Source organism: Paracoccus marinus (assembly GCF_007018965.1).
GTDB classification, from domain to species: Bacteria; Pseudomonadota; Alphaproteobacteria; order Rhodobacterales; family Rhodobacteraceae; genus Paracoccus; species Paracoccus marinus.
The window spans coordinates 105863-126507 of sequence record NZ_VJYZ01000007.1 but is presented as its reverse complement, the minus strand read 5'-3'; the positions used below and the strand labels follow the sequence as shown (position 1 = coordinate 126507).

At 70.2% G+C, this 20645-nt stretch carries 17 protein-coding genes and 1 tRNA gene; 12 read left to right on the top strand and 6 right to left on the bottom strand.

Going from position 1 to position 20645, the window contains the following annotated elements; genetic code table 11:
- The first annotated feature begins 63 nt into the window (after positions 1-63).
- The 3 genes from FNF32_RS04845 to FNF32_RS04835 all read left to right on the top strand — a co-directional run bounded on the left by FNF32_RS04845 (position 64) and on the right by FNF32_RS04835 (position 3597).
- Positions 64-762 carry a fumarylacetoacetate hydrolase family protein gene (locus FNF32_RS04845; protein ID WP_131674443.1) on the top strand — a complete coding sequence of 233 codons (699 nt, stop codon included), beginning with the start codon at positions 64-66 and terminating at the stop codon, positions 760-762.
- 150 nt (positions 763-912) lie between these two features.
- Entirely contained in the window at positions 913-3333 is a 2421-nt protein-coding gene (lon, locus tag FNF32_RS04840) for an endopeptidase La (protein ID WP_143796497.1), read from the top strand.
- A gap of 189 nt (positions 3334-3522) precedes the next feature.
- Positions 3523-3597: transfer RNA gene (locus FNF32_RS04835), tRNA-Val, on the top strand.
- Between the two features lie 53 nt (positions 3598-3650).
- On the opposite strand, the gene FNF32_RS04830 is transcribed toward FNF32_RS04835, so the two are convergent.
- Both FNF32_RS04830 and hisF read right to left on the bottom strand, forming a co-directional pair.
- Positions 3651-3953, bottom strand: coding sequence for a phosphoribosyl-ATP diphosphatase (locus FNF32_RS04830; RefSeq protein ID WP_246087698.1), 303 nt, complete (start codon positions 3951-3953; stop codon positions 3651-3653).
- Between the two features lie 26 nt (positions 3954-3979).
- Positions 3980-4741, bottom strand: coding sequence for an imidazole glycerol phosphate synthase subunit HisF (gene hisF / locus FNF32_RS04825; protein ID WP_131674440.1), 762 nt, complete (start codon positions 4739-4741; stop codon positions 3980-3982).
- Positions 4742-4844: 103 nt separating this feature from the next.
- Here hisF and FNF32_RS04820 point away from each other — a divergent pair, with 103 nt between their 5' ends.
- Together FNF32_RS04820 and FNF32_RS04815 are read left to right on the top strand one after the other, a co-directional pair.
- Positions 4845-5324: a hypothetical protein gene (locus FNF32_RS04820; protein ID WP_131674468.1), complete on the top strand. Its 480-nt coding sequence runs from the start codon at positions 4845-4847 to the stop codon at positions 5322-5324.
- Between the two features lie 98 nt (positions 5325-5422).
- Positions 5423-6613, top strand: coding sequence for a PAS domain-containing protein (locus FNF32_RS04815; protein ID WP_143796496.1), 1191 nt, complete (start codon positions 5423-5425; stop codon positions 6611-6613).
- Positions 6614-6788: 175 nt separating this feature from the next.
- On the opposite strand, the gene mfd is transcribed toward FNF32_RS04815, so the two are convergent.
- Both mfd and FNF32_RS15255 read right to left on the bottom strand, forming a co-directional pair.
- The gene (gene mfd / locus FNF32_RS04810) at positions 6789-10541 is read right to left on the bottom strand and encodes a transcription-repair coupling factor (protein WP_246087692.1); all 3753 of its coding nucleotides are present in this window, start codon (positions 10539-10541) and stop codon (positions 6789-6791) included.
- Between the two features lie 67 nt (positions 10542-10608).
- Entirely contained in the window at positions 10609-11211 is a 603-nt protein-coding gene (locus tag FNF32_RS15255) for a hypothetical protein (protein ID WP_185961854.1), read from the bottom strand.
- 193 nt (positions 11212-11404) lie between these two features.
- Between FNF32_RS15255 and hemB the strand changes: the two genes are divergently transcribed.
- The 5 genes from hemB (at position 11405) to eda (ending at position 15989) form a co-directional block, all read left to right on the top strand.
- The gene (hemB, locus tag FNF32_RS04800) at positions 11405-12409 is read left to right on the top strand and encodes a porphobilinogen synthase (protein ID WP_131674438.1); all 1005 of its coding nucleotides are present in this window, start codon (positions 11405-11407) and stop codon (positions 12407-12409) included.
- A gap of 64 nt (positions 12410-12473) precedes the next feature.
- Positions 12474-13334, top strand: a complete 861-nt coding sequence (locus FNF32_RS04795; protein WP_131674437.1) for a DMT family transporter — start codon at positions 12474-12476, stop codon at positions 13332-13334.
- 82 nt (positions 13335-13416) lie between these two features.
- Complete coding sequence (locus FNF32_RS04790) at positions 13417-14634, top strand: glutathionylspermidine synthase family protein (RefSeq protein ID WP_131674436.1); 1218 nt, start codon at positions 13417-13419, stop codon at positions 14632-14634.
- Positions 14635-14637: 3 nt separating this feature from the next.
- Complete coding sequence (locus FNF32_RS04785) at positions 14638-15300, top strand: DUF1190 domain-containing protein (RefSeq protein WP_131674435.1); 663 nt, start codon at positions 14638-14640, stop codon at positions 15298-15300.
- Positions 15301-15338: 38 nt separating this feature from the next.
- Positions 15339-15989: a bifunctional 4-hydroxy-2-oxoglutarate aldolase/2-dehydro-3-deoxy-phosphogluconate aldolase gene (gene eda, locus FNF32_RS04780; protein WP_131674467.1), complete on the top strand. Its 651-nt coding sequence runs from the start codon at positions 15339-15341 to the stop codon at positions 15987-15989.
- Here the strand turns inward: eda and xseA are convergent.
- On the bottom strand, positions 15986-17713 hold the full coding sequence (xseA, locus tag FNF32_RS04775; protein ID WP_143796495.1) for an exodeoxyribonuclease VII large subunit: 1728 nt from the start codon (positions 17711-17713) through the stop codon (positions 15986-15988). The genes eda and xseA overlap by 4 nt on opposite strands.
- A 113-nt stretch (positions 17714-17826) precedes the next feature.
- Here xseA and purD point away from each other — a divergent pair, with 113 nt between their 5' ends.
- Both purD and FNF32_RS04765 read left to right on the top strand, forming a co-directional pair.
- Complete coding sequence (gene purD / locus FNF32_RS04770; protein ID WP_131675384.1) at positions 17827-19089, top strand: phosphoribosylamine--glycine ligase; 1263 nt, start codon at positions 17827-17829, stop codon at positions 19087-19089.
- Positions 19086-19511 carry a DUF6508 domain-containing protein gene (locus FNF32_RS04765; RefSeq protein WP_131675383.1) on the top strand — a complete coding sequence of 142 codons (426 nt, stop codon included), beginning with the start codon at positions 19086-19088 and terminating at the stop codon, positions 19509-19511. The genes purD and FNF32_RS04765 overlap by 4 nt, the downstream gene beginning before the upstream one ends.
- Here the strand turns inward: FNF32_RS04765 and FNF32_RS04760 are convergent.
- Complete coding sequence (locus tag FNF32_RS04760) at positions 19508-20527, bottom strand: ribose-phosphate pyrophosphokinase (protein WP_131675382.1); 1020 nt, start codon at positions 20525-20527, stop codon at positions 19508-19510. The two genes, FNF32_RS04765 and FNF32_RS04760, sit on opposite strands and share 4 nt — an antisense overlap.
- Positions 20528-20645 lie beyond the last annotated feature (118 nt).

Genomic DNA, 20645 nt, shown 5'->3' with positions numbered 1-20645 from the left:
CCGCCGTCATCGTTTCGGCTCGCCTCACCTCCCGTCAAACCCCCAAGCACCAGCCGAGGCCCCATGTCCCAGCGTCTGTTCCCCAGCCCCGACTTCCCCGCCGTTCCGGTCGTGGGCGAGGATGCGCTGTTTCCCGTTCACCGCATCTTCTGCGTCGGCCGCAACTACGCCGACCACGCGAAGGAAATGGGGTCCGAGGTGGACCGCGAAGCGCCGTTCTACTTTCTCAAGGGCGCCTACGCGCTGGTGGAAAGCGGCGCGACCGCCCCCTACCCGCCCGGCACCGAGAACCTGCACCACGAGATCGAGTTCGTCGTGGCGATCGGCAAGCCCCTGTTCCGCGCCAGCCGCGACGCGGCGATGGCGGCCGTGCTGGGCTATGCGACCGGGCTCGACATGACCCGGCGCGACCTGCAGAACAAGGCCAAGGACCAGGGCCGCCCCTGGGACTTCGGCAAGAACTTCGAGACCGGCGCCGTGCTGTCGCCGATCACCCGGGCAGCTGAGTTCGGCGAGATCGGCGGCCAGCGCATCTGGCTTGAGGTGGACGGCACCGTCCGCCAGCAGTCCACCCTGTCCGAGATGGTGTGGTCGGTGCCTGACATCCTGACCGACCTGTCGCGCTATTACCACCTGCAGCCAGGCGACGTGATCTATACCGGCACCCCCGCCGGCGTGGGCGCGGTCGCGCCGGGCAACGTGCTGCGCGGCGGCGTGGACGGGCTGGCCGGGATCGAGCTGACGATCGGCGCGGCCGAGTAGCCCTTCGTCCCTTCCTGCGCCTTCAACGCGGGAACATCGGGGGAACGTCGCGGGCATTGAAGCGGCGGACCTGCGGTCCTAGATTACTCGCAAGCCGGTTTGGCGGGCTGCCATGACGGGGCCCCCACTTCCGGGCACGAAAGGACCAGGATGACCACTGCATCTTCCCCGAACACCTATGCCGTGCTTCCGCTGCGTGACATCGTCGTGTTCCCCCACATGGTCGTGCCGCTGTTCGTCGGACGCGAGAAATCCGTCCGCGCGCTCGAGGCGGTGATGAACGGCGACGCGCCGATCCTGCTGGCCGCGCAGAAGGACGCCTCGGTCGACGAGCCGGGCGAGGACGGGATCCACCGCACCGGCGTGCTGGCGAACGTCCTGCAGCTGCTGAAACTGCCCGACGGCACCGTCAAGGTGCTGGTCGAGGGGCGCGAGCGCGTGACCATCACCGGCTTCGTCAAGAACGACGCCCATTTCGAGGCGACGGCAGAACCGCTGACCGAGCTGCCCGGCGACGCCGACAGCGTGGCGGCGCTGGTCCGTACCGTGTCCGAAGAGTTCGAGCGCTACGTCAAGGTCCGCAAGAACATCCCCGAGGAAGCCGTGTCCGCCATCGGCGAAGCGCGCGAGCCGGCCGTGCTGGCCGACCTGGTGTCGGGCCATCTTGGCATCGACATCGCCCGCAAGCAGGACCTGCTGGACACGCTGGACGTCGCTCAGCGGCTGGAAAAGGTCTATGGCCTGATGCAGGGCGAGATGTCCGTGTTGCAGGTCGAGAAGAAGATCAAGACCCGCGTCAAGACCCAGATGGAAAAGACGCAGCGCGAGTACTATCTCAACGAGCAGATGAAGGCGATCCAGCGCGAGCTGGGGGATGGCGACGAGGGCCAGAACGAGATCGCCGAGCTGGAAGAGAAGATCGCGGCCACCAAGTTCAGCAAGGAAGCCCGCGAAAAGGCGGAATCCGAGCTGAAGAAGCTTAAGTCGATGTCGCCGATGTCGGCCGAGGCGACGGTCAGCCGCAACTACCTCGACTGGCTGCTGGCGCTACCGTGGGGCGTGAAGTCGCGCACCAAGAAGGATCTCGGCCGCGCGGAACAGGTGCTGGACGCCGACCACTACGGTCTGGAAAAGGTCAAGGAGCGGATCGTCGAGTATCTGGCCGTGCAGGCCCGGTCAGACAAGCTGAAAGGTCCGATCCTGTGCCTCGTCGGCCCTCCGGGCGTCGGCAAGACCTCGCTTGGCCGGTCGGTTGCCAAGGCGACGGGGCGCGAGTTCATCCGCATCAGCCTGGGCGGCGTGCGTGACGAAAGCGAGATCCGCGGCCACCGCCGGACCTATATCGGCTCCATGCCCGGCAAGATCATCCAGGCGCTGAAAAAGGCCAAGACGACCAACCCGCTGATCCTGCTCGATGAAATCGACAAGATGGGCCAGGACTTCCGGGGCGACCCGGCGTCGGCGATGCTCGAGGTGCTGGACCCGGAACAGAACGCGACCTTCGTGGACCACTATCTCGAGGTGGAATACGACCTGTCGAACGTGATGTTCCTGACCACGGCCAACAGCTACAACATGCCGGGCCCGCTTCTGGACCGGATGGAGATCATCCCGCTGTCGGGCTACACCGAGGACGAGAAGCGCGAGATCGCGCGCCAGCACCTGCTGGACAAGCAGATCAAGGCGAACGGCCTGAAGAAGGGCGAGTTCTCGGTCTCGGACGAGGCGCTGACCCACATGATCCGCTACTACACGCGGGAAGCCGGGGTCCGGTCGCTGGAACGCGAGATCGCGAAACTGGCGCGCAAGGCCGTGACCGAGATCCTCAAGGGCGGCGCGAAGTCCGTGCACGTCACGCCCGAGAAGGTCGAGGAATACCTGGGCGTCCGCCGGCACCGCTACGGCCTGGCCGAAAAGGACGACCAGGTCGGCGTGGTCACGGGTCTGGCGTGGACGCAGGTCGGCGGCGACCTGCTGCAGATCGAGGCGCTGCGCCTGCCCGGCAAGGGCCGCATGAAGACGACCGGGAAATTGGGCGACGTGATGAAGGAATCGATCGACGCGGCGTCGAGCTTCGTGCGGTCGGTCGCGCCGGAACTGGGCATCCGTCCGCCGGAGTTCGAAAAGCGCGACATCCACGTTCACGTCCCCGAAGGCGCGACGCCCAAGGACGGCCCGTCGGCCGGTCTGGCGATGGTGACCTCGGTCGTGTCGGTCATGACCGGCATCCCGGTCCGCAAGGACGTGGCGATGACGGGCGAGGTGACGCTTCGCGGCAACGCGCTGGCGATCGGGGGCTTGAAGGAAAAGCTTCTCGCGGCGCTCCGCGGCGGCATCACGACGGTGCTGATCCCGCAGGAGAACGAGAAGGACCTGGCCGACATCCCGGCGAACGTGAAGGAGGGGCTGAACATCATCCCCGTCTCGAACGTCCGCGAGGTGCTGCACCATGCGCTGGTGCGGATGCCCGAGGCGCTGGAATGGGACGAGGCGGCCGAGGAAGCCGCCGCGGCCGAGGCCGCCCGGCTGGCCGCGATGCGCGATCCGGGAAGCGTGGCCGTCGCCCACTGAGGTCGCGCATTTGGACACGGGAACGGGCGGAGGAAACTCCGCCCGTTTTCATTTGCGCGCGCCGGGGTCTTGCGGCTTGGGCCACACGACGCAGCTTGGCGCGCCAAGGTCGGTCCATAATCCCCGCGACTGCTCAACCGCTTTTCGCCCTTGCAGCGCGCCGCGCCAGCCGGTATCAGGCGCGTCACCGGGTGATTAGCTCAGTGGTAGAGCGCTTCGTTCACATCGAAGATGTCAGCGGTTCAAATCCGTTATCACCCACCATCATTCCGAAAGCCGTCCCGAAAGGGGCGGCTTTCTTCGTGGCGGGCCGGGGTTCAGCCGCGCGCGGCCTTTTCCGCGACGCCCGACTGCGCCTCGCGGCGTTCCAGTTCCGCCCAGACATCCGACAGCGGCACGTCGCAGGCGGCGAGCATCACCGCCAGGTGGTAAAGCGCATCCGCCGCTTCCGCCGCCAGCCGCGCGCGGTCGCCGCGCACCGCCTCGATGATCGCCTCGACCGCTTCCTCGCCGAACTTCTCGGCGCATTTCGCCGGGCCCTTGGCCAGCAGCTGCGCGGTCCAGCTGGACGCCAGGTCCGCGCCGCGCCGCGCCTCGATCGTTGCGGCAAGGCGGTCCATCGGGTGGGTGCGGTCACTCGGGTCGGTCATGTCAGCCTCATCGGAATGCCGGCGGCGGCCATGTGGGCCTTGGCCTCGGCCACGGTATGGGTGCCGAAATGGAAGATCGAGGCCGCCAGCACCGCGCTCGCGCGCCCCAGCGTGACGCCCTCGACCAGGTGGTCCAGCGTCCCGACCCCGCCCGACGCGATCACCGGGACCTGCACCGCGTCCGCGATGGCGCGGGTCAGGCCCAGGTTGAAGCCCGTGCGAGTCCCGTCCCGGTCCATGCTGGTCAGCAGGATCTCGCCCGCGCCCCTCTCCGCGATGGTGCGCGCGAACGCCACCGCGTCGATGCCAGTGGCCCGTCGCCCGCCATGGGTGAAGATCTCCCACCGCCCCGGGGCCACGGTCTTGGCGTCGATGGCGCAGACGATGCACTGGCTGCCGAACCGCGCCGCCGCCTCGGCCACCACGTCGGGGTCCGCGACCGCGGCCGAGTTGAAGCTGACCTTGTCCGCGCCCGCCAGCAGCAGGTCGCGCACGTCGTGGTGCGACCGGACGCCGCCGCCGACCGTCAGCGGCACGAAGCACTGCTCGGCCGTCCGTGTCACAAGGTCGAACATCGTGCCGCGGTTTTCATGGGTGGCGTGGATATCGAGAAAGCAGATCTCGTCGGCGCCCGCCGCGTCGTAGGCGCGCGCCGCCTGGACCGGGTCGCCCGCGTCCACCAGATCGACAAAGTTGACGCCCTTGACCACGCGTCCGTCGGCCACGTCGAGGCAGGGGATGATGCGGGTTTTCAGCATGGCGAACCTTTGCAGCGACCGTCCGCTGCATGGCGGCGGCGCGCGGGCGAGTCAACATCGCGCCCGCTGGACGGAAGCGGGACGGGCGCCTAACCTGCGGCCCATGCGCCCCGTTGCCGTCCTGATCGCCACCCTGCTGCTCGCCCTGCCCGCGCGGGCGGACTCGGTCCTGTTCGTGCTGGACCAGTCGCAGCTTCCCTTCGACCTCAGCCCCGGGGCCAAGGCGAACTCGCCCGCCAATATCCGCAACGCGCCGTCGCAGCCCGGCAACTCGGCCGCGAACTGGGCCAATTCGCCCAAATCGGCGCGGAACGCCCCCGAAAATCCCGCGAACGCGCCCGACGGCGTCAACGCGATCTACACGACCGACGGGGAATACGCGGGCTACGCCACCCGAGCGGGCGGGGCGCTGAACCTGTTTTCGGCGAGCGGGCGGCGCGTCGCTTACCAGCCAGCGGGCGGGCACACGAAAAGCCTGATGTCGAACGCGGGCGAATGGTGCGGGACGGTCACGGGCGCGTCGGGCGGCGGGTTCGCCTTCGGGCTGACGATGACCTGCGCGAAACGATTCTTTCGCGACTGAGAGGCGCGCTAACCGGGCCTTAAGGGGCTTGCGCTATGCCAGACGCGCGGGGCGGACGGGCCGCCCGCGCGATGCGTCCGGGGAACGCGGTCTTGCACGTGCCCAGATCGTTCAGCCATTCACCAGCCGAGGTTCCGGTCGATCCCGGTCTGATCATGCATACGCTGTCGAACCGGCGCGGGGTGATCCAGTCGGCCGACCGGTCGTTCGCCGACCTGTCGGGCCACGATCCCGCGTCCATCGTCGGCGCGCACCACCGGGTCGTGCGGCACCCGGACATGCCGCGCGCGGTGTTCGCGCGCACGTGGCAACTGCTGCACGACGGCGGGCTGGCTGCGGCCTACGTCAAGAACCTTGCCGGGGACGGGCGGTTCTTCTGGGTGTTCTCGGTCGTAGTCCCGGTCGCGGGCGGGCATGTCAACGTGCGGCGCGCCCCGCGCGGTCCGCTGTTCGCCGAGGTCGCGGAGGCTTATCGGCGGCTTCGCGCGGCCGAGCGCCAAGGGGAAGGACTGGCCGCGCAGCTTGCGCGGCTGGACGGCGAACTTGCCGATCTGGGCTTCGCCGATTTCCGGTCGTTCATGGCACAGGCGATGCAGACCGAGGTCGCGGACCTGCCCGACACCGACGACGCACGCGATTGGCGGGGGCGGATGACCGGTGTGCGCGCCCGGCTTGCGGCGCTGCAGGACGCGCGCGAGCGCCTGTCGGATTCGATCATGACGATGCGCCTGCTGCCCACGAACATGCGGATCATCGCCTCGCGGCTCGAGCCGTCGGGCGGGCCGATCAGCGCGATCTCGCAACGCTACAAGGCCGATGCGGCCGAATTGCTGGGACAGCTTGCGGGCGGCGGGGAAACCCGGCCCGGATCGGTCCGGCCCGTGATCGCGCAACTTGACGAGCTGATGATCCACGACGCGGCAACCCGCCTGCTGCGCGCCGCGGCATCGCAGGTGACGCGGAACGAGCTGGTCGGATTGGTGACCGGGGCAGAGGTGGCCGCCCTGATGCAAGCCTATGGCGACCTTCCCCCGCCGCCCGGGACCCTGTCGCCGGACGAGCTGCAGCAGCGTGTCCGAAAGGTCAGGCACGAGGCCGAGGCGGTGATCCGCCTGATGAAGGGGTTGGAGCAGGTGCGGATCCTCGGCGAGGTCGAAAGCAGCCGCCTGCGCGGCGCGGACCTGGGCCTGTCGGCCGTCATGGCGCAGATGCAAGAGTTTCATACGCGGGTGCGTGACGGGATCGCGCCGATGATCTCGCTTCTGCGCCAGTTCGAGACGGCGTCCTGAGCGGCAGGGGAACAACGGGGCGGTTGGGCCCCACGGGCAGTGGCCAGCCGAGACCGGGCATGCCGCTTTGATCTGTCGCAACGGACCGGTCGGCGAGGCATGGGCTGCGACGCACCGTCCGTGCAGCATCGCCGTTTGCGCCGGCCGACGTGAACGGCACCGCGCGCCTCTGTCCCTATCTCGGCCGAGGCTTCCCCTTGCGATCGAATACCGCGCGCGCCGCCGCACCCCGTGCCGTGCTTTTCACGACGGGCTTGAACGGCCGCGATTCAGGTTTCGCCGACAGCGTCCCGTCCTTGCGCGCGGTCGGTGCCACGGCCTTTGCCACCGCAGCGACCGTGGTCGTCGGCCCGGCCTGGGCGGACCCCGGCTTGCCCCGAACCGCGTCGCTGCCCGGCTGCGCGCCCGCTTTCGCGGTCGCAGCCTTCGGCCCCCGATCCACGCCGACCGAAGTCGGGCCCTCGCCCGCCTTTACCTTGGCCGCCAGATCGCGGGCCACACCGAATGCGCCCTTGATCCGGTCGGCGTCGGTTTTCCACTCTCGCGCGACGACGATCTTGTTGTCCACGATCCGCGCGCGCCCGTTCTGTTCGTCCAGGAACTCCACCAGCCCGGCCGGGTTCGGAAAGCGGTCCATGTGGAACTGGACCGTCGCGCCCTTGGGGCCCGCATCCAGCTTGGCGATGTTGGCGCGCTTGGCCATCGCCTTGATGCGGATGACGAGCAGCAGCGTGTTCACCTCGCGCGGCAGCGGGCCGAAGCGGTCGATCAGCTCGGCCGCGAAGCCTTCCAGTTCGACCTTGGTCGTCAGCTGCGACAGGCGGCGATAGAGGTCCAGCCGCACGTCCAGATCGGGGATGAAGCTTTCGGGAATCGTCACCGGCACGCCCAGGTTCAGCTGCGGCGCCCATTCGTCGTCGGGCGTGCCCTCAAGCTCGCCCGATTTCAGCTTGGCGATCGTTTCCTCCAGCATCTGCTGGTACAGTTCGAACCCCACCTCCTTGATGTGGCCCGACTGCTCCTCGCCCAGAAGGTTGCCCGCCCCGCGCAGGTCCAGGTCCTGCGAGGCGAGGTTGAACCCCGCGCCAAGGCTGTCGATCGAGCCCAGGAACTTCAGCCGCCGGATCGCCTGCGGCGTCAGCGGGACGCGCGGCTTCGTGGTCAGATAGGCATAGGCGCGGGTCTTGGACCGGCCCACGCGGCCGCGGATCTGGTAAAGCTGGGACAGGCCGAACATGTCGGCGCGCCACACGATCATCGTGTTCGCGCGCGGGATGTCGAGGCCGGATTCCACGATCGTCGTCGCCAGCAGCACGTCGTGGCTGCCGTCGTAAAAAGCGTTCATCCGCTCGTCCAGGTCGCCCGCCGCAAGCTGACCGTGGGCGACGATGAAGCTGACCTCGGGCACGTTCCCGCGCAGCCAGTCCTCGACCTCGGGCAGGTCAGAGAGGCGCGGGACGACAAAGAACGACTGCCCGCCGCGGTATTTCTCGCGCAGCAGCGCCTCGCGGATGGTGACGCTGTCGAATTCGGACACGTAGGTGCGGATGGCGAGACGGTCCACCGGCGGCGTGCCGATCACCGACAGGTCGCGCACGCCGGTGAGCGACAGTTGCAGCGTGCGCGGGATCGGCGTCGCGGTCAGGGTCAGGACGTGGATGTCCGACCGCAGTTCCTTCAGCCGTTCCTTGTGGGCGACGCCGAAGTGCTGTTCCTCGTCGATGATGAGAAGGCCGAGGTCCTTGAACCGGACCTGCTTGGCCAGCACCGCATGGGTGCCGACGACGATGTCCACGGTGCCGTCGGCAAGTCCTGCGCGGGTTTCGGCCGCGTCGCGCGCGGTGACGAACCGCGACAGCGGCCGCACGGTGATCGCCGTGCCGCGGAAGCGTTCGGCGAAGCTGCGGAAGTGCTGGCGCGCAAGCAGCGTCGTCGGCGCGACCACCGCGACCTGCTTGCCCTGGGATGCCGCGACAAAGGCCGCGCGCATCGCGACCTCGGTCTTGCCGAAGCCCACGTCGCCCACCACCAGCCGGTCCATCGGCCGACCGGCCGACAGGTCCTCGGACACGTCCTCGATCGCGGCCATCTGGTCGTCGGTCTCGGTATAGGGAAAGCGGGCGGCGAACGCCTCCCACTCGTGGTGCTCGGGTTCCAGGACGGGCGCGGCGCGCAGCACGCGCTCGGCCGCGATCCGCATCAGCTTGTCGGCGATCTGGCGGATCCGGTCCTTCAGCCGCGACTTCCGCGCCTGCCACGCGCCGCCGCCCAGCTTGTCGAGCAGCCCCTGTTCATGGCCGTAGCGGGTCAGCAGCTCGATGTTTTCGACCGGCAGGTACAGCCGGTCCCCGCCCGCGTATTCCAGCGCCACGCAGTCATGCGGGACGCCAAGCGCCTTGATCGTCTCAAGCCGCGTGTAACGGCCGATCCCGTGTTCGACGTGGACCACCAGGTCGCCGGGGCTGAGCGTGGTCGTGTCCTTGAGGAAATTCTCGGCCCGCCGCCGCTTCTTCGCGCCGCGGATCAGCCGGTCGCCCAGCACGTCCTGTTCCGAGATGACGGCGAGCGCGCCGGTCGCCTTGCCGTCGGCGACGAAGCCTTCCTCGAGCGGCCAGACGGCGATACCCAGCGATCCCTGCTGGTCGGAAAGGTCGCGCAGCGCGCCGATGGGGGCCGCGCCGACCAGCCCCTCGTCGGCCAGAAGCCCGGTCAGGCGTTCGCGCGCGCCTTCGGAAAAGGTTGCGACCACGACGCGGCGGGTCTTTCGCAGGTCGCGGATGTGGCCGGCCAGCGCGCCGAACAGGTCGGTCTTTTCGGCCTGCCGCTCGGGCGCGAAGTTGCGGCCAGCGCGGCCGCCCGCGTCCAGCACGCCCGGCCCCGGCGGCTGGTGCAGGACCGACAGCCGCAGCGTGCGCCCCGCGGCCATCCAGGCGGACCATTCCCCCTCGTCCGCGAACAGCAGCAAAGGCGCGACGGGGCGATAGACGCTGTCGCCGCTGCGCTTGCCCATCGCCTCGCGCCGGGCGTCGTACTGTTCGCTGACCGTGTGCCAGCGGCCCGCGCGCACCTGTTCCAGGTGGTCGTCCAGCATCACCGACGCATTGGGCAGATAGTCGAACAGGCTGTCCAGCCGCTCGTGGAACCACGGCAGCCAGTGTTCCATCCCCGCGACCTTCTGGCCGGCGCTGATCGCCTCGTACAGGGGATCGTTCGCGCCGCCGCCGTATTCGGCGCGGTAGGTGGTGCGGAAGCGGGTGATGGATGCGTCGTCCAGCACGACCTCGGACATGGGCGCGATCTCGACCCGGTCGAGGCTGCCGAGACTGCGCTGCGTTTCCGGGTCGAACCGGCGGATGCCGTCCAGCACGTCGCCGAAGAGGTCCAGCCGGACCGGGCCGGATCCGCCGGGCGGGAAGATGTCGATGATGCCGCCGCGCACCGCGTAGTCGCCGGGTTCGGTCACGGTCGGCGCCTGCGAAAATCCCATGCGGACGAGGAAGGCGCGCAGCCGCGCCTCGTCCAGCCGCTCGCCCTTGACGGCGGCGAAGCTGGTGCCGCGCACCGTATCGCGCGCGGGCACGCGCTGCATGGCGGCGTTGAGCGTGGTCAGCAGGACGAAGGGCGGCCCGATGACGCCGCCGTCGCCCGTGCCCGAAGCAAGCGCCGCCAGCACCTGCAGCCGCTGCGCCATGATCTCGCCCGACGGCGACACGCGGTCGTAGGGCGTCGTGTCCCAGGCGGGAAACTCCAGCACCGCGAGCTGCGGGGCAAAGAACGACAGCGCGGCGCGCATCGCGGCCATTCGCCGGTCATCGCGGGCGACGTGGACCACGGCGGCGCCGCGCCCGGCGGCCGCCTGCGCCTCCTGCGCCAGCAGGGCTGCGTCCATGCCCTCGGGGGCGCCGGATAGGATCAGGTTCTCGGACATGGGGGTTGAGGTAAACCGAGGGCCGGGGAAGTCAAGCCGCGCGGGCCCGGGTCTCGCGCGGGGCGGATCAGAAACCGTAGGGGTGGACGATGACCCACCAGGTCCCCCAGGTCGCGGCGGCGGCAACCGCCAGCATCGACAGCACCATTCCCTGCAGTCGGTGGCGGACCATGGCGGCGGCGGCGGTCCGGGCCGCCGTCGCGGGCGGGACGCGCCCGGCATGGGCGTCGGCCAGCACCGGCAACAGGCGATGCGCCAGCCGCACCCGCAGCAGCAGCAGGACCGCCAGCGGCGCCGCCAGCAGGAACACCGCCTGCGCCAGTTCCAGCCCGTAGCCGAAGCCCAGAACGCCGAGGCTGGTCATGACGAAGGCGCCGGTTCCGGCAAGGATCGCGCCGTCCAGCGGCGGCACGTGCCAGCGCGGCAGCGTCAGCGACAGCCAGTCGAGCAGCAGCAGCCCCTCGGCCGGGGCGACGGCCGGGACCGGATCGCCCGCCCCGGTGTCACCGTCGGGCCGCATCGCGGCGCGGGCGCGGTGCAGCACCTCGCCGGGCACGCCCAGAATGCCGCGCCCGACGACCGTCCACGCGGACAGAAGCGCCAGCCAGTACCAGACCGAGCTGAAGGACCGCAGGTCCAGAAGCTTCATGAACCCTTCGTATCCCGCCACGTCCCACGTCCTGAGAACAAAAACCCGCCCGAACCCTTACCTTAGGGATTGGCCCCGCGCGAGGGAACGCGAAACCGCCAGCGGTTGCGGCGCCCCGCCAATGCCCCGTATCACGGACGGGCGGCCCCGCTGCCCGCCCTGACCGCGCCCCCCGCATGGCCGCCGCCCGCACTTGCCAGCCGAAGGAAGCCACATGACCGCGACCCCCGTCATCGCCCCCTACCCCGCGACCCGCCTGCGCCGCCTGCGCCGCACCCCCGCGATCCGCGCGCTGACGGCCGAACACGCGCTGTCCGTCAGCAACCTGATCTGGCCGATCTTCGTGACCGAGGTTCCGGGCGCCGAAGGCGAGATCGCGTCGATGCCGGGTGTCGAACGGCTGACGCTGGACGGCGCGCGGCGGGCGGCCGAACGGGCCGCGCGCCTTGGCATTCCGGCGATCTGCATCTTCCCGCATTCCGATCCCGCCCTGAAGGACGAGACCTGCGCCCGCGCCTGGGATGCGGACAACATCGGCAACCAGGCGATCCGCGCGGTGAAGGAAGTCGCGCCAGACCTGGCGGTGATGACCGACATCGCGCTCGATCCCTACAACATCAACGGGCATGACGGGCTGGTCCGCGACGGGATCATCCTCAACGACGAGACGGTCGAGGCGCTGGTGCGGATGGGGCTGGCGCAGGCGGATGCGGGCGCGGACATCCTTGGTCCCAGCGACATGATGGACGGGCGCATCGGCGCGCTGCGGGCGGCGCTGGAAGCCGCTGGCCACAAGGACGTGGCGATCCTGTCCTATGCGGCAAAGTTCGCGTCCAGCTTCTACGGTCCGTTCCGCGACGCGGTCGGCGCCTCGGGGCGGCTGGTGGGCGACAAGAAGACCTATCAGATCAACCCCGCGAACCGGGGCGAGGCCATCCGCTGCGTGGCGCGCGACCTGTCCGAGGGCGCGGACATGGTGATAGTGAAGCCGGGGATGCCCTATCTCGACCTCTGCCGCGAGGTGAAGGACCGGTTCGGCGCGCCCACCTTCGCCTATCAGGTCAGCGGCGAATACGCGATGCTGGAAGGGGCGATCCGCGCCGGATGGCTCAGCCGCGACGCGGTGGCCGAAAGCCTGCTCGGCTTTCTCCGCGCGGGTTGCGACGGGGTCCTGACCTACTACGCCCCGCAGGTCGCCGAGACGCTGGCGGCAGGGTGAGCAAAAGCGGGGCGGCGCGCCGACCCCGAGCGGCAAGAATGATTGACAGGCGGAGGAACGACGGATGACGCTTCGGCTCGGCGGATGGGGCAGCGGCCTTTTGGGGGTAATCATCTTCAGCGGCTCGCTGCCCGCCACGCGGGTGGCGGTGGCGGGTTTCTCGCCCATGTTCCTCACCTCGGTCCGGGCGGTGATCGCCGCCGCGCTGGCCGCGCTGTTGTTGCTGGCGCTTCGCCAGCGCCGTCCGCAGCGATCCGACATCGGTCCGCTGGCGCTGGTCGCCATCGGCGGCGTCATCGGCTTTCCGCTGCTGACCGCGCTTGCGCTTCAGCGGATCACGGCGGCGCATTCGATCGTCTTCATCGGCTTCCTGCCGCTCGCCACCGCGATCTTCGGGGTCTTGCGCGGCGGCGAACGGCCCCGGCCGGCCTTCTGGCTTTTCTCGATCCTCGGCGCGGTCGCCGTCGCCGGATTCGCGCGGTATGGAAGCGAGGGCGGCACGATGCGGGGCGACCTGCTGATGATCGCGGCGATCCTCGTCTGCGGGCTGGGCTATGCCGAGGGGGCGACGCTTTCGCGCCGGCTGGGCGGGTGGCAGGTCATTTCGTGGGCGCTGCTGCTGTCCTTGCCGGTCATGGCCGCGATCGCGCTTGCCAGCTGGCCCGACGATCTGGGCCGGGTCGGGCGCCCGGCGTGGATCGGCCTTGCCTACGTGTCGGTGTTCAGCATGCTGGTGGGGTTCGTGTTCTGGTATCGCGGCCTTGCGACCGGCGGCATCGCCCGCGTGGGCCAGCTGCAACTGCTGCAGCCGTTCTTCGGGTTCCTGCTGGCCGCCATCCTGCTGGGTGAGCCGATCGGGTGGACCATGGTCGCGTCCGCCGCGGTCGTGGTCGCCTGCGTCTCGGGGGCGAAGCGTTTCGCCTGACCGGCCCGCATGAGCGAGCCCTTCAATCTTGCAAAGCCGATCCGGCCGGGCCAAATCGGACAGGGCAGGAACAGGAGCCGCGATGCAGAAGATCACCGTTGCCGAACGGCCCGGCTGGCGCGATCGCGCCGCCGAGGTGGGGTTCACCTTCGCCGACATGGGCGGCGAGCCCTACTGGGACGAAACCTCGGCCTACCGCTTCACCCTGCGCCAGATCGAAGACGACATCGAGGACCCCTCGACCGAACTGCACGACATGTGCCGGCAGGCGGTGGCCCACGCCGTCACGTCCGAGGAATGGATGACCCGGCTGGAAATCCCGCGCCCGCACTGGGATTTCGTCGAACGCAGCTGGGCCAACGGTGAGCCGGAGCTCTACGGTCGCTTCGACCTCGCCTATGACGGCAGCGGCCCCGCGAAGCTTCTGGAATACAACGCCGACACGCCTACCTCGCTTTACGAATCCGCCGCGTTCCAGTGGCTGTGGTTCGAGGAAAGCCGCGACGCGGGCACGCTTGGCCCCAACACCGACCAGTTCAACACCATCCACGAGGCGCTGGTCGAACGCTGGGCCGAGATCGCGGCGCAGGGCGAGGACATCCATTTTGCCGCCGACCGCGACAACCCCGAGGATTTCGCCACGGTCGAGGCGATGGCCTGGGCCGCGCGCGAGGCGGGGCTTGGCGCGCATTTCACGGCGCTTGCCGACATCGGGCTCAGCGAGGACGGCCAGTTCGCCGACGACAGGGACCGGGTGATCGGCACGCTGTTCAAGCTGTATCCGTGGGAAGACATGCTGCGCGACGACTTTGCCGCGAACCTGCAACCCTCGCAGACCCGCTTCATCGAGCCGCCGTGGAAGGCGGTGCTGTCCAACAAGGGCATCCTGCCGCTGCTGTGGCAAATGTTCCCCGACCACCCCAACCTTCTGCCCGCCTTTTTCGCCGCCGACCTCGACGCCGCGCGGCGGGGCGAACGCGGCGACTTCGCCGACGCCATCGCCCTGGCCGAGCCGCTGCTCAGGCGCGGGCACGTCACCAAGCCCGTGTTCTCGCGCGAAGGCGCGGGCGTCGTCATTACCGAGAACGGGCACGAGACCGAGCGCGCCCCCGACGAGAGCTATTCGCACCATCCGCAGGTCGTGCAGGCGCTGGCGCCGCTGCCCGATTTCGACGGCTTCCACCCGGTCTTGGGCGCGTGGATCCTGGGCCTGCGCTGCGCGGGCCTTGGCGTGCGCGAGGACCGGACCCGCATCACCCACAACCTGTCGCGCTTCAAGCCGCATTTCATCGAGGGCTAAGCCATGACCATCCAGACCCCGACCCCCCGCATTTCCGCCCCCGCCGCGCGCCCGGCCCGCAAGCGGTCGCGCCATGTCGCGCTGCTGCTGGCCGGGGCCACGATGCTGACGCTCGCCGCGTGCGAGGACGACAAGGTCGATGCGCAGGCTTTTCCCGATCTCGACAGCTGCCTTGCCGCCGCCAAGGAAGGCGGGCTGTTTTTCACCGAGGACGACTGCCGCACCCAGTTCGCCGCGGCCGAGAAAGAGCATCTGGAAACCGCGCCCCGCTACGCCAGCAAGGAGCTGTGCGAACAGGAACACGGCGCGGGCGCCTGCGGGGGCGATCCGGCCGCGCAGCAGAACCAGGGCGGGGGTTTCAGCTTCATGCCGCTGCTCGTGGGCTACATGATGGGGTCGATGCTGTCGCGCGGCGGCGGCATCTTCAGCCAGCCGATGATCCGCACGCCCAACGGCTATTCGACGCCCAACGGCAACCAGTCCTTCGCCTCGAACCGCGGCTCGGCGCGGGTGCCCGGGAACACCTTTACCCGCGCGCCCTCGACCATCGGCAAGGCGCCGATGACCTCGACGCAGGTGTCGCAGCGGGGCGGGTTCGGCCGCTCGGCCACCTCGCGCGGCGTGAGCGGCACCGGCGGCGGGGCCGCGCGCAGCGTCGGCGGCTGAACCACCCACGGACCGTGAAAGGACACCCCATGACCAGCCTGACCCCGTCACGTTCCGACCACACCCGCTATCTTTGCGGCCTCGCCCCGGTGATCCCGGTGCTGGTCATCCCGGACGCGGCCGTGGCGGCGGACCTGGGCCGGACGCTGATCGGGGCCGGGTTGCCGGTGCTGGAGGTCACGCTGCGATCTGACGCCGCGCTCGACGCGATCCGGGCGATGGCGGCGCTGCCGGGCGGGCACGTGGGCGCGGGCACGGTGCTGAGCGCCGACGACGCGCGGCGCGCCAAGGATCACGGCGCGACCTTCGCCGTGTCGCCCGGCCTGACCGACGCGATCGCCGCCGCCTGCGAGGATCTGGACCTGCCGCTGCTGCCCGGCGTCGCCACCGCGACCGAGGCGATGGCCGCGCGCGACATGGGTTTCGACATGCTGAAACTGTTTCCCGCCGAGGCGGTCGGCGGGCGCGCGCTGCTGAAGGCACTGGCCGGACCACTGCCGCAGCTGAGCTTCTGCCCCACGGGCGGGATCACCACCGCGACCGCCCCCGACTATCTCGCCCTCGCGAACGTGACCTGCGTCGGCGGCAGCTGGATCGCGCCCGAGGCCGACCAGCGTGCCCGCGACTGGGACGCGATCGGCGGCCGAGCGCGGGCGGCCGCGTCGCTGCAAGGGCAGGTCAGTCCCTAGAACAGCGACTCCTGCGCGCCGGGCGCGGACCCGCCGCCCTTGCCCCTGCCCTTGGCAGGTCCGCTCGGCGCCGTCGCCTCGCCCGGCGGCTCGGGCCGCGTCAGCACCTGCCCGTCGTGGAACTCGATCGTCACCTGCGCCAGCTTGGCGGCGGGCACGGCCGAGGTCACGACCTGCCCGTCGGGACCGCGGATCACGGCAAAGCCGCGCCGCAGCGTCTCCATATGGCCCAGCGTCTGGCGCAGGCGGTCCAGCCGCTCAAGCGCCTGCGCCCGGTCGGGGGCGATCCGCGCGCCCGACTGGTCCAGCCGCGACGCGAGCCCGTCCAGCATCCTTCGCCGGTCCTCGACGCCGCGCCGCGCCTCGGCCAGCACCCGCGCCCGCGCACCGTCAAGCTGGCGGGCCAGCCGCGCCAGCCGCTCGGCCTGGCCGCGCCGGACCCGGCGGGCGGCGCCGTCCAGCCGGGGCGCGAGACCCGCAAGCGACCGGCGCGCGTCGGCCACCGGCCGGCGCAGGTTTCCGCGCGGCACCTGGTCCAGCGCGCGGCGCCTAGCCGCCCCGTCACGCCGGACCGCCGGGTCGAGCCGGGCGCCCAGCTGCGCGAAGCCCGCACGCTTGTCGCGGGTATAGGCGCGAAGCGACGGGATCGGCAGCGCCGCGACCGCACGACCCCGGTCGCGGACAAAGCCCCGCAGCGCCGGTTCCAGCCGCGGCCCGGTGAAATCGAGCCGTTGCCGCGCCCCTTCCGTCAGCGCCTGCGGCCGGCCGAGCGCGCGGCCCAGATCGCCCAGCCGCTGCCGCGCCAGCGTCCCCGACCGTGTGGCCGCCCGCAGCATCCGCGCCCGCGCGTCGGCCATCCGCAGCACCAGCTCGGCCCGGACCGGCACCGCAAGCTCGGCGGCGGCCGTCGGCGTCGGCGCGCGCAGGTCGGCCGCGTGGTCGATCAGCGTCGTGTCCGTCTCGTGCCCCACGGCCGAGATGAGCGGGATCGTCCCCTGCGCCACGGCGCGCACGACGATTTCCTCGTTGAAGCCCCACAGGTCCTCGACCGATCCGCCGCCGCGCGCGACGATGATCAGATCGGGGCGCGGCACCGGCCCGCCCGGCGCGATCCCGTTCAGCCCCCGGATCGCGGCCGCCACCTGCGGCGCGCATTCGCGACCCTGGACGGCCACGGGAAAGATCAGGACCCGGCTGGGGAAGCGGTCGCGCAGGCGGTGCAGGATGTCGCGGATCACCGCGCCGGACGGCGAGGTCACGACCGCGATCACGCCCGGAAGATACGGGACCCTGCGCTTGCGGTCGGCGCGGAACAGCCCCTCGGCCTCGAACTGGCGGCGGCGGTGGTCCAGCATTGCCATCAGCGCGCCAAGGCCCGCGGGCTCGACCTCTTCGACCAGCAGCTGGTATTTTGACTGGCCGGGGAACGTTGTCAGGCGGCCGGTGGCGATCACCTCCATCCCCTCTTCGGGGCGATGGGACAGGCGGCCGGCGGTGCCTTTCCAGCAGACCGACGCGATGCAGGCGCGGTCGTCCTTGAGGTCGAAATACAGGTGCCCCGACGACGGCCGCGACACGCGCCCGACCTCGCCGCGCACGCGGACGCGGGCGAACTCCCCCTCGATCACGCGCTTCACGGCGCCCGAGATTTCGGACACCGTCAGGGGCGGGGTGTTGCCGGGGCCGGCGGCAGGGCCGGGGCCCGCGTCTTCGAACAGATCCATGCGCCTAGATGGCGTGGCGGGCGGGCGGTTTGCAAGTGCGGCGAGCCTTGTGAGCGGGCGGCGCCCGCCATATCAACCGCCCCATCCAAAGCGGGCGGCAAGGCGGGACCGGCATGAACATCCTCATTCTCGGCGGCGGCGGGCGCGAACATGCGCTGGCCTGGGCGATCCGGCAGAACCCCAAATGCGACCGGCTGATCGTCGCGCCGGGCAATGCGGGCATCGCCGCCATCGCCCGCTGCGCCGATCTTGCGATCCTCGACGGGCAGGCGGTCGCGGCGTTCTGCGAGGAACAGGCGATCGACCTGGTGGTCATCGGCCCCGAGGCTCCGCTGGCCGCGGGCGTCGCCGATGCGCTGCGCGAGGCGGGGATCCTCGTCTTCGGCCCCTCGCGCGCGGCCGCGATGCTCGAGGCGTCAAAGGCGTTCACCAAGGAAATCTGCGACGCGGTGGGGGCGCCCACCGCCGCCTGGGGGCGCTTTACCGACGCCGCCGCCGCCCGCGCCCACGTCGCCCGCACCGGCGCGCCGATCGTGGTCAAGGCGGACGGGCTCGCCGCCGGCAAGGGCGTCACGGTCGCCATGACCGAGGCCGAGGCTTGCGCCGCCATCGACGCGGCCTTTGGCGGCGCTTTCGGGGATGCCGGGGCCGAGGTCGTGATCGAAGAGTTCATGCAGGGCGAGGAGGCGAGCTTCTTCGTCCTCGTGGACGGCACCACCTGCCTGCCCATCGGCACCGCGCAGGACCACAAGCGCGCCGGCGAAGGCGACACCGGACCCAACACCGGCGGCATGGGCGCCTATTCCCCCGCCCCGGTGATGACGGACGCAGTGCAGGCGCAGGTCATGGACCGCATCGTCACGCCGACGATGGCGGAAATGGCGCGCCGGGGCACGCCGTTCCACGGCGTCCTGTTTGTCGGGCTGATGATCGAGAACGGCGCGGCGCGGCTGGTCGAATACAACGTCCGCTTCGGCGACCCGGAATGTCAGGCGCTGATGATGCGGCTGGGGGCGCAGGCGCTGGACCTGATACAGGCCTGCGCCGAGGGGCGGCTGGCGGACATGTCGGTCACCTGGGCCGACGACCACGCGATGACGGTGGTGCTGGCGGCCAAGGGCTATCCCGGCGACTACGCCCGGGGCGGCGCGATCGCGGGGCTGGACGGGCTGCCCGAAACCTCGTCGCAGATGCTGTTTCACGCGGGCACCGCAGAACGCGACGGCGCGATCGTCGCGAACGGCGGGCGGGTGCTTGCCGCAACCGGCCGCGGCGCGACGCTGGCCCATGCGCGCGAGCGCGCCTATGCTCTGGCCGAGGCGGTGGAGTGGCCGGACGGCTTCTTCCGCCGCGACATCGGGTGGAGGGCGCTGTGACAGACGCGACGCTGGGACATATCGCGCCTGCCGGGCTTGCGGCGCTGGCCGCATTCGCCGACCGGCTGGACGAGCCGGTGGGGGAATGGAAGGGCGGCGACACGCTGGACGAGGACGCAATCTCGATGCCGTGGTTCGCCGCATCGGCGATGGTCAACGATTTCGTCGCGGCCGCCTACGAACACGGGCTCGTGGTGCCGTTCGGCTGGTCGGACTGGATGTCGGACGGGGGCCGCGACGTGGTGTTCGCCGACCCCGCCGCGATGGCCGCCTATCCGCTGGCCGACGTTCAGCGGACGGTCACCGCGATCATCCGCGGCGACCGCTTTACCGAGGGCGCGCTGGCCGAGGCGTTCGCGGACGGCCGCATGCCCGCCCTGATCCGCCGCCTTGCCGCGCTGGCAGGGGCACCCGCCGCTTAAAGCGGCGAATACATCCCCTCGTAGATCGGCTGCAGGGTTTCCAGCTCGAACAGCGACGACACCGACGTGCCGTTCCAGATCGACATGATCGCCTGCGCGAACAGCGGCGCGGTGGGGACCACGCGGATGTTGCGGGCCGACCGCACCGCGTCCTGCTGATGGATCGAATCGGTGATGACAAGCGACTTCATGATCGAGTTCTCGATCCGCTCGACCGCCGGGCCGGACAGGACGCCGTGGGTGATGTAGGCGTGAACCTCGGTCGCGCCGTGGTCGGCCAGCAGCTGCGCGGCCTTTACCAGCGTGCCCGCGGTATCGCAGATGTCGTCTACGATGATGCAGGTCTTGCCCGACACGTCGCCGATCACGGTCATGTCGGCGATCTCGCCCGCCTTTTCGCGCCGCTTGTCCACGATCGCCATCGGCGCGTTGATCCGGGCCGCGATCTCGCGCGCGCGGGCGACGCCGCCCACGTCGGGCGACACGATCATGATGTCGTCCATGCGCCCCTTGAAGTGGTGCTGGATATCGAGCGAAAAGATCGGCGCGGCATAAAGGTTGTCCACCGGGATGTCGAAGAACCCCTGGATCTGCGTCGCGTGCAGGTCCAGCGTCAGCACCCGGTCGATCCCCGCCTGCGTCAGCAGGTTCGCGACCAGCTTCGCGCTGATCGGGGTGCGGGCCTTGGCGCGGCGGTCCTGGCGGGCATAGCCGAAATACGGGATCACGGCGGTGATGCGGTCCGCGCTCGACCGGCGAAGCGCGTCGGCGATGATGAGCAGTTCCATCAGGTTGTCGTTGGCCGGGTTCGAGGTCGGCTGGACGATGTACATGTCCTCGCCGCGCACGTTCTCGTACACCTCGACGAAGATTTCCTGGTCGTTGAAGCGTTCGACCCGCGCGTCCACCGGCGACACGTTCATCCCCCGGTGCATCGACATGCGCCGCGCGATCGCCAGCGCCAGCGGACGGTTCGCGTTGCCCGCGATGAGCTTGGGTTCGGTCATTGCGGGCATCTCGCGTCTCCGGGAAGTTGGGGCCTCAGGGCGGGGAATCGGCCGATTGCGCCCGCATTATCACCGCGATAGCGTCCCGGCAAACCGCGAGAACGGCACCTTGCCAACGGAGCTATCC

What these genes read in the sequence shown, in the direction of transcription:
- purD (WP_131675384.1), top strand. Translation starts at nt 17,827, where the DNA reads ATGAACATCCTCATTCTCGGCGGCGGCGGGCGCGAACATGCGCTGGCC.
- FNF32_RS04845 (WP_131674443.1), top strand. Translation starts at nt 64, where the DNA reads ATGTCCCAGCGTCTGTTCCCCAGCCCCGACTTCCCCGCCGTTCCGGTC.
- FNF32_RS04795 (WP_131674437.1), top strand. Translation starts at nt 12,474, where the DNA reads ATGACGCTTCGGCTCGGCGGATGGGGCAGCGGCCTTTTGGGGGTAATC.
- lon (WP_143796497.1), top strand. Translation starts at nt 913, where the DNA reads ATGACCACTGCATCTTCCCCGAACACCTATGCCGTGCTTCCGCTGCGT.
- FNF32_RS04760 (WP_131675382.1), bottom strand. Translation starts at nt 20,527, where the DNA reads ATGCCCGCAATGACCGAACCCAAGCTCATCGCGGGCAACGCGAACCGT.
- FNF32_RS04790 (WP_131674436.1), top strand. Translation starts at nt 13,417, where the DNA reads ATGCAGAAGATCACCGTTGCCGAACGGCCCGGCTGGCGCGATCGCGCC.
- FNF32_RS04820 (WP_131674468.1), top strand. Translation starts at nt 4,845, where the DNA reads ATGCGCCCCGTTGCCGTCCTGATCGCCACCCTGCTGCTCGCCCTGCCC.
- xseA (WP_143796495.1), bottom strand. Translation starts at nt 17,713, where the DNA reads ATGGATCTGTTCGAAGACGCGGGCCCCGGCCCTGCCGCCGGCCCCGGC.
- mfd (WP_246087692.1), bottom strand. Translation starts at nt 10,541, where the DNA reads ATGTCCGAGAACCTGATCCTATCCGGCGCCCCCGAGGGCATGGACGCA.
- FNF32_RS04785 (WP_131674435.1), top strand. Translation starts at nt 14,638, where the DNA reads ATGACCATCCAGACCCCGACCCCCCGCATTTCCGCCCCCGCCGCGCGC.
- hisF (WP_131674440.1), bottom strand. Translation starts at nt 4,741, where the DNA reads ATGCTGAAAACCCGCATCATCCCCTGCCTCGACGTGGCCGACGGACGC.
- FNF32_RS04830 (WP_246087698.1), bottom strand. Translation starts at nt 3,953, where the DNA reads ATGGACCGCCTTGCCGCAACGATCGAGGCGCGGCGCGGCGCGGACCTG.
- hemB (WP_131674438.1), top strand. Translation starts at nt 11,405, where the DNA reads ATGACCGCGACCCCCGTCATCGCCCCCTACCCCGCGACCCGCCTGCGC.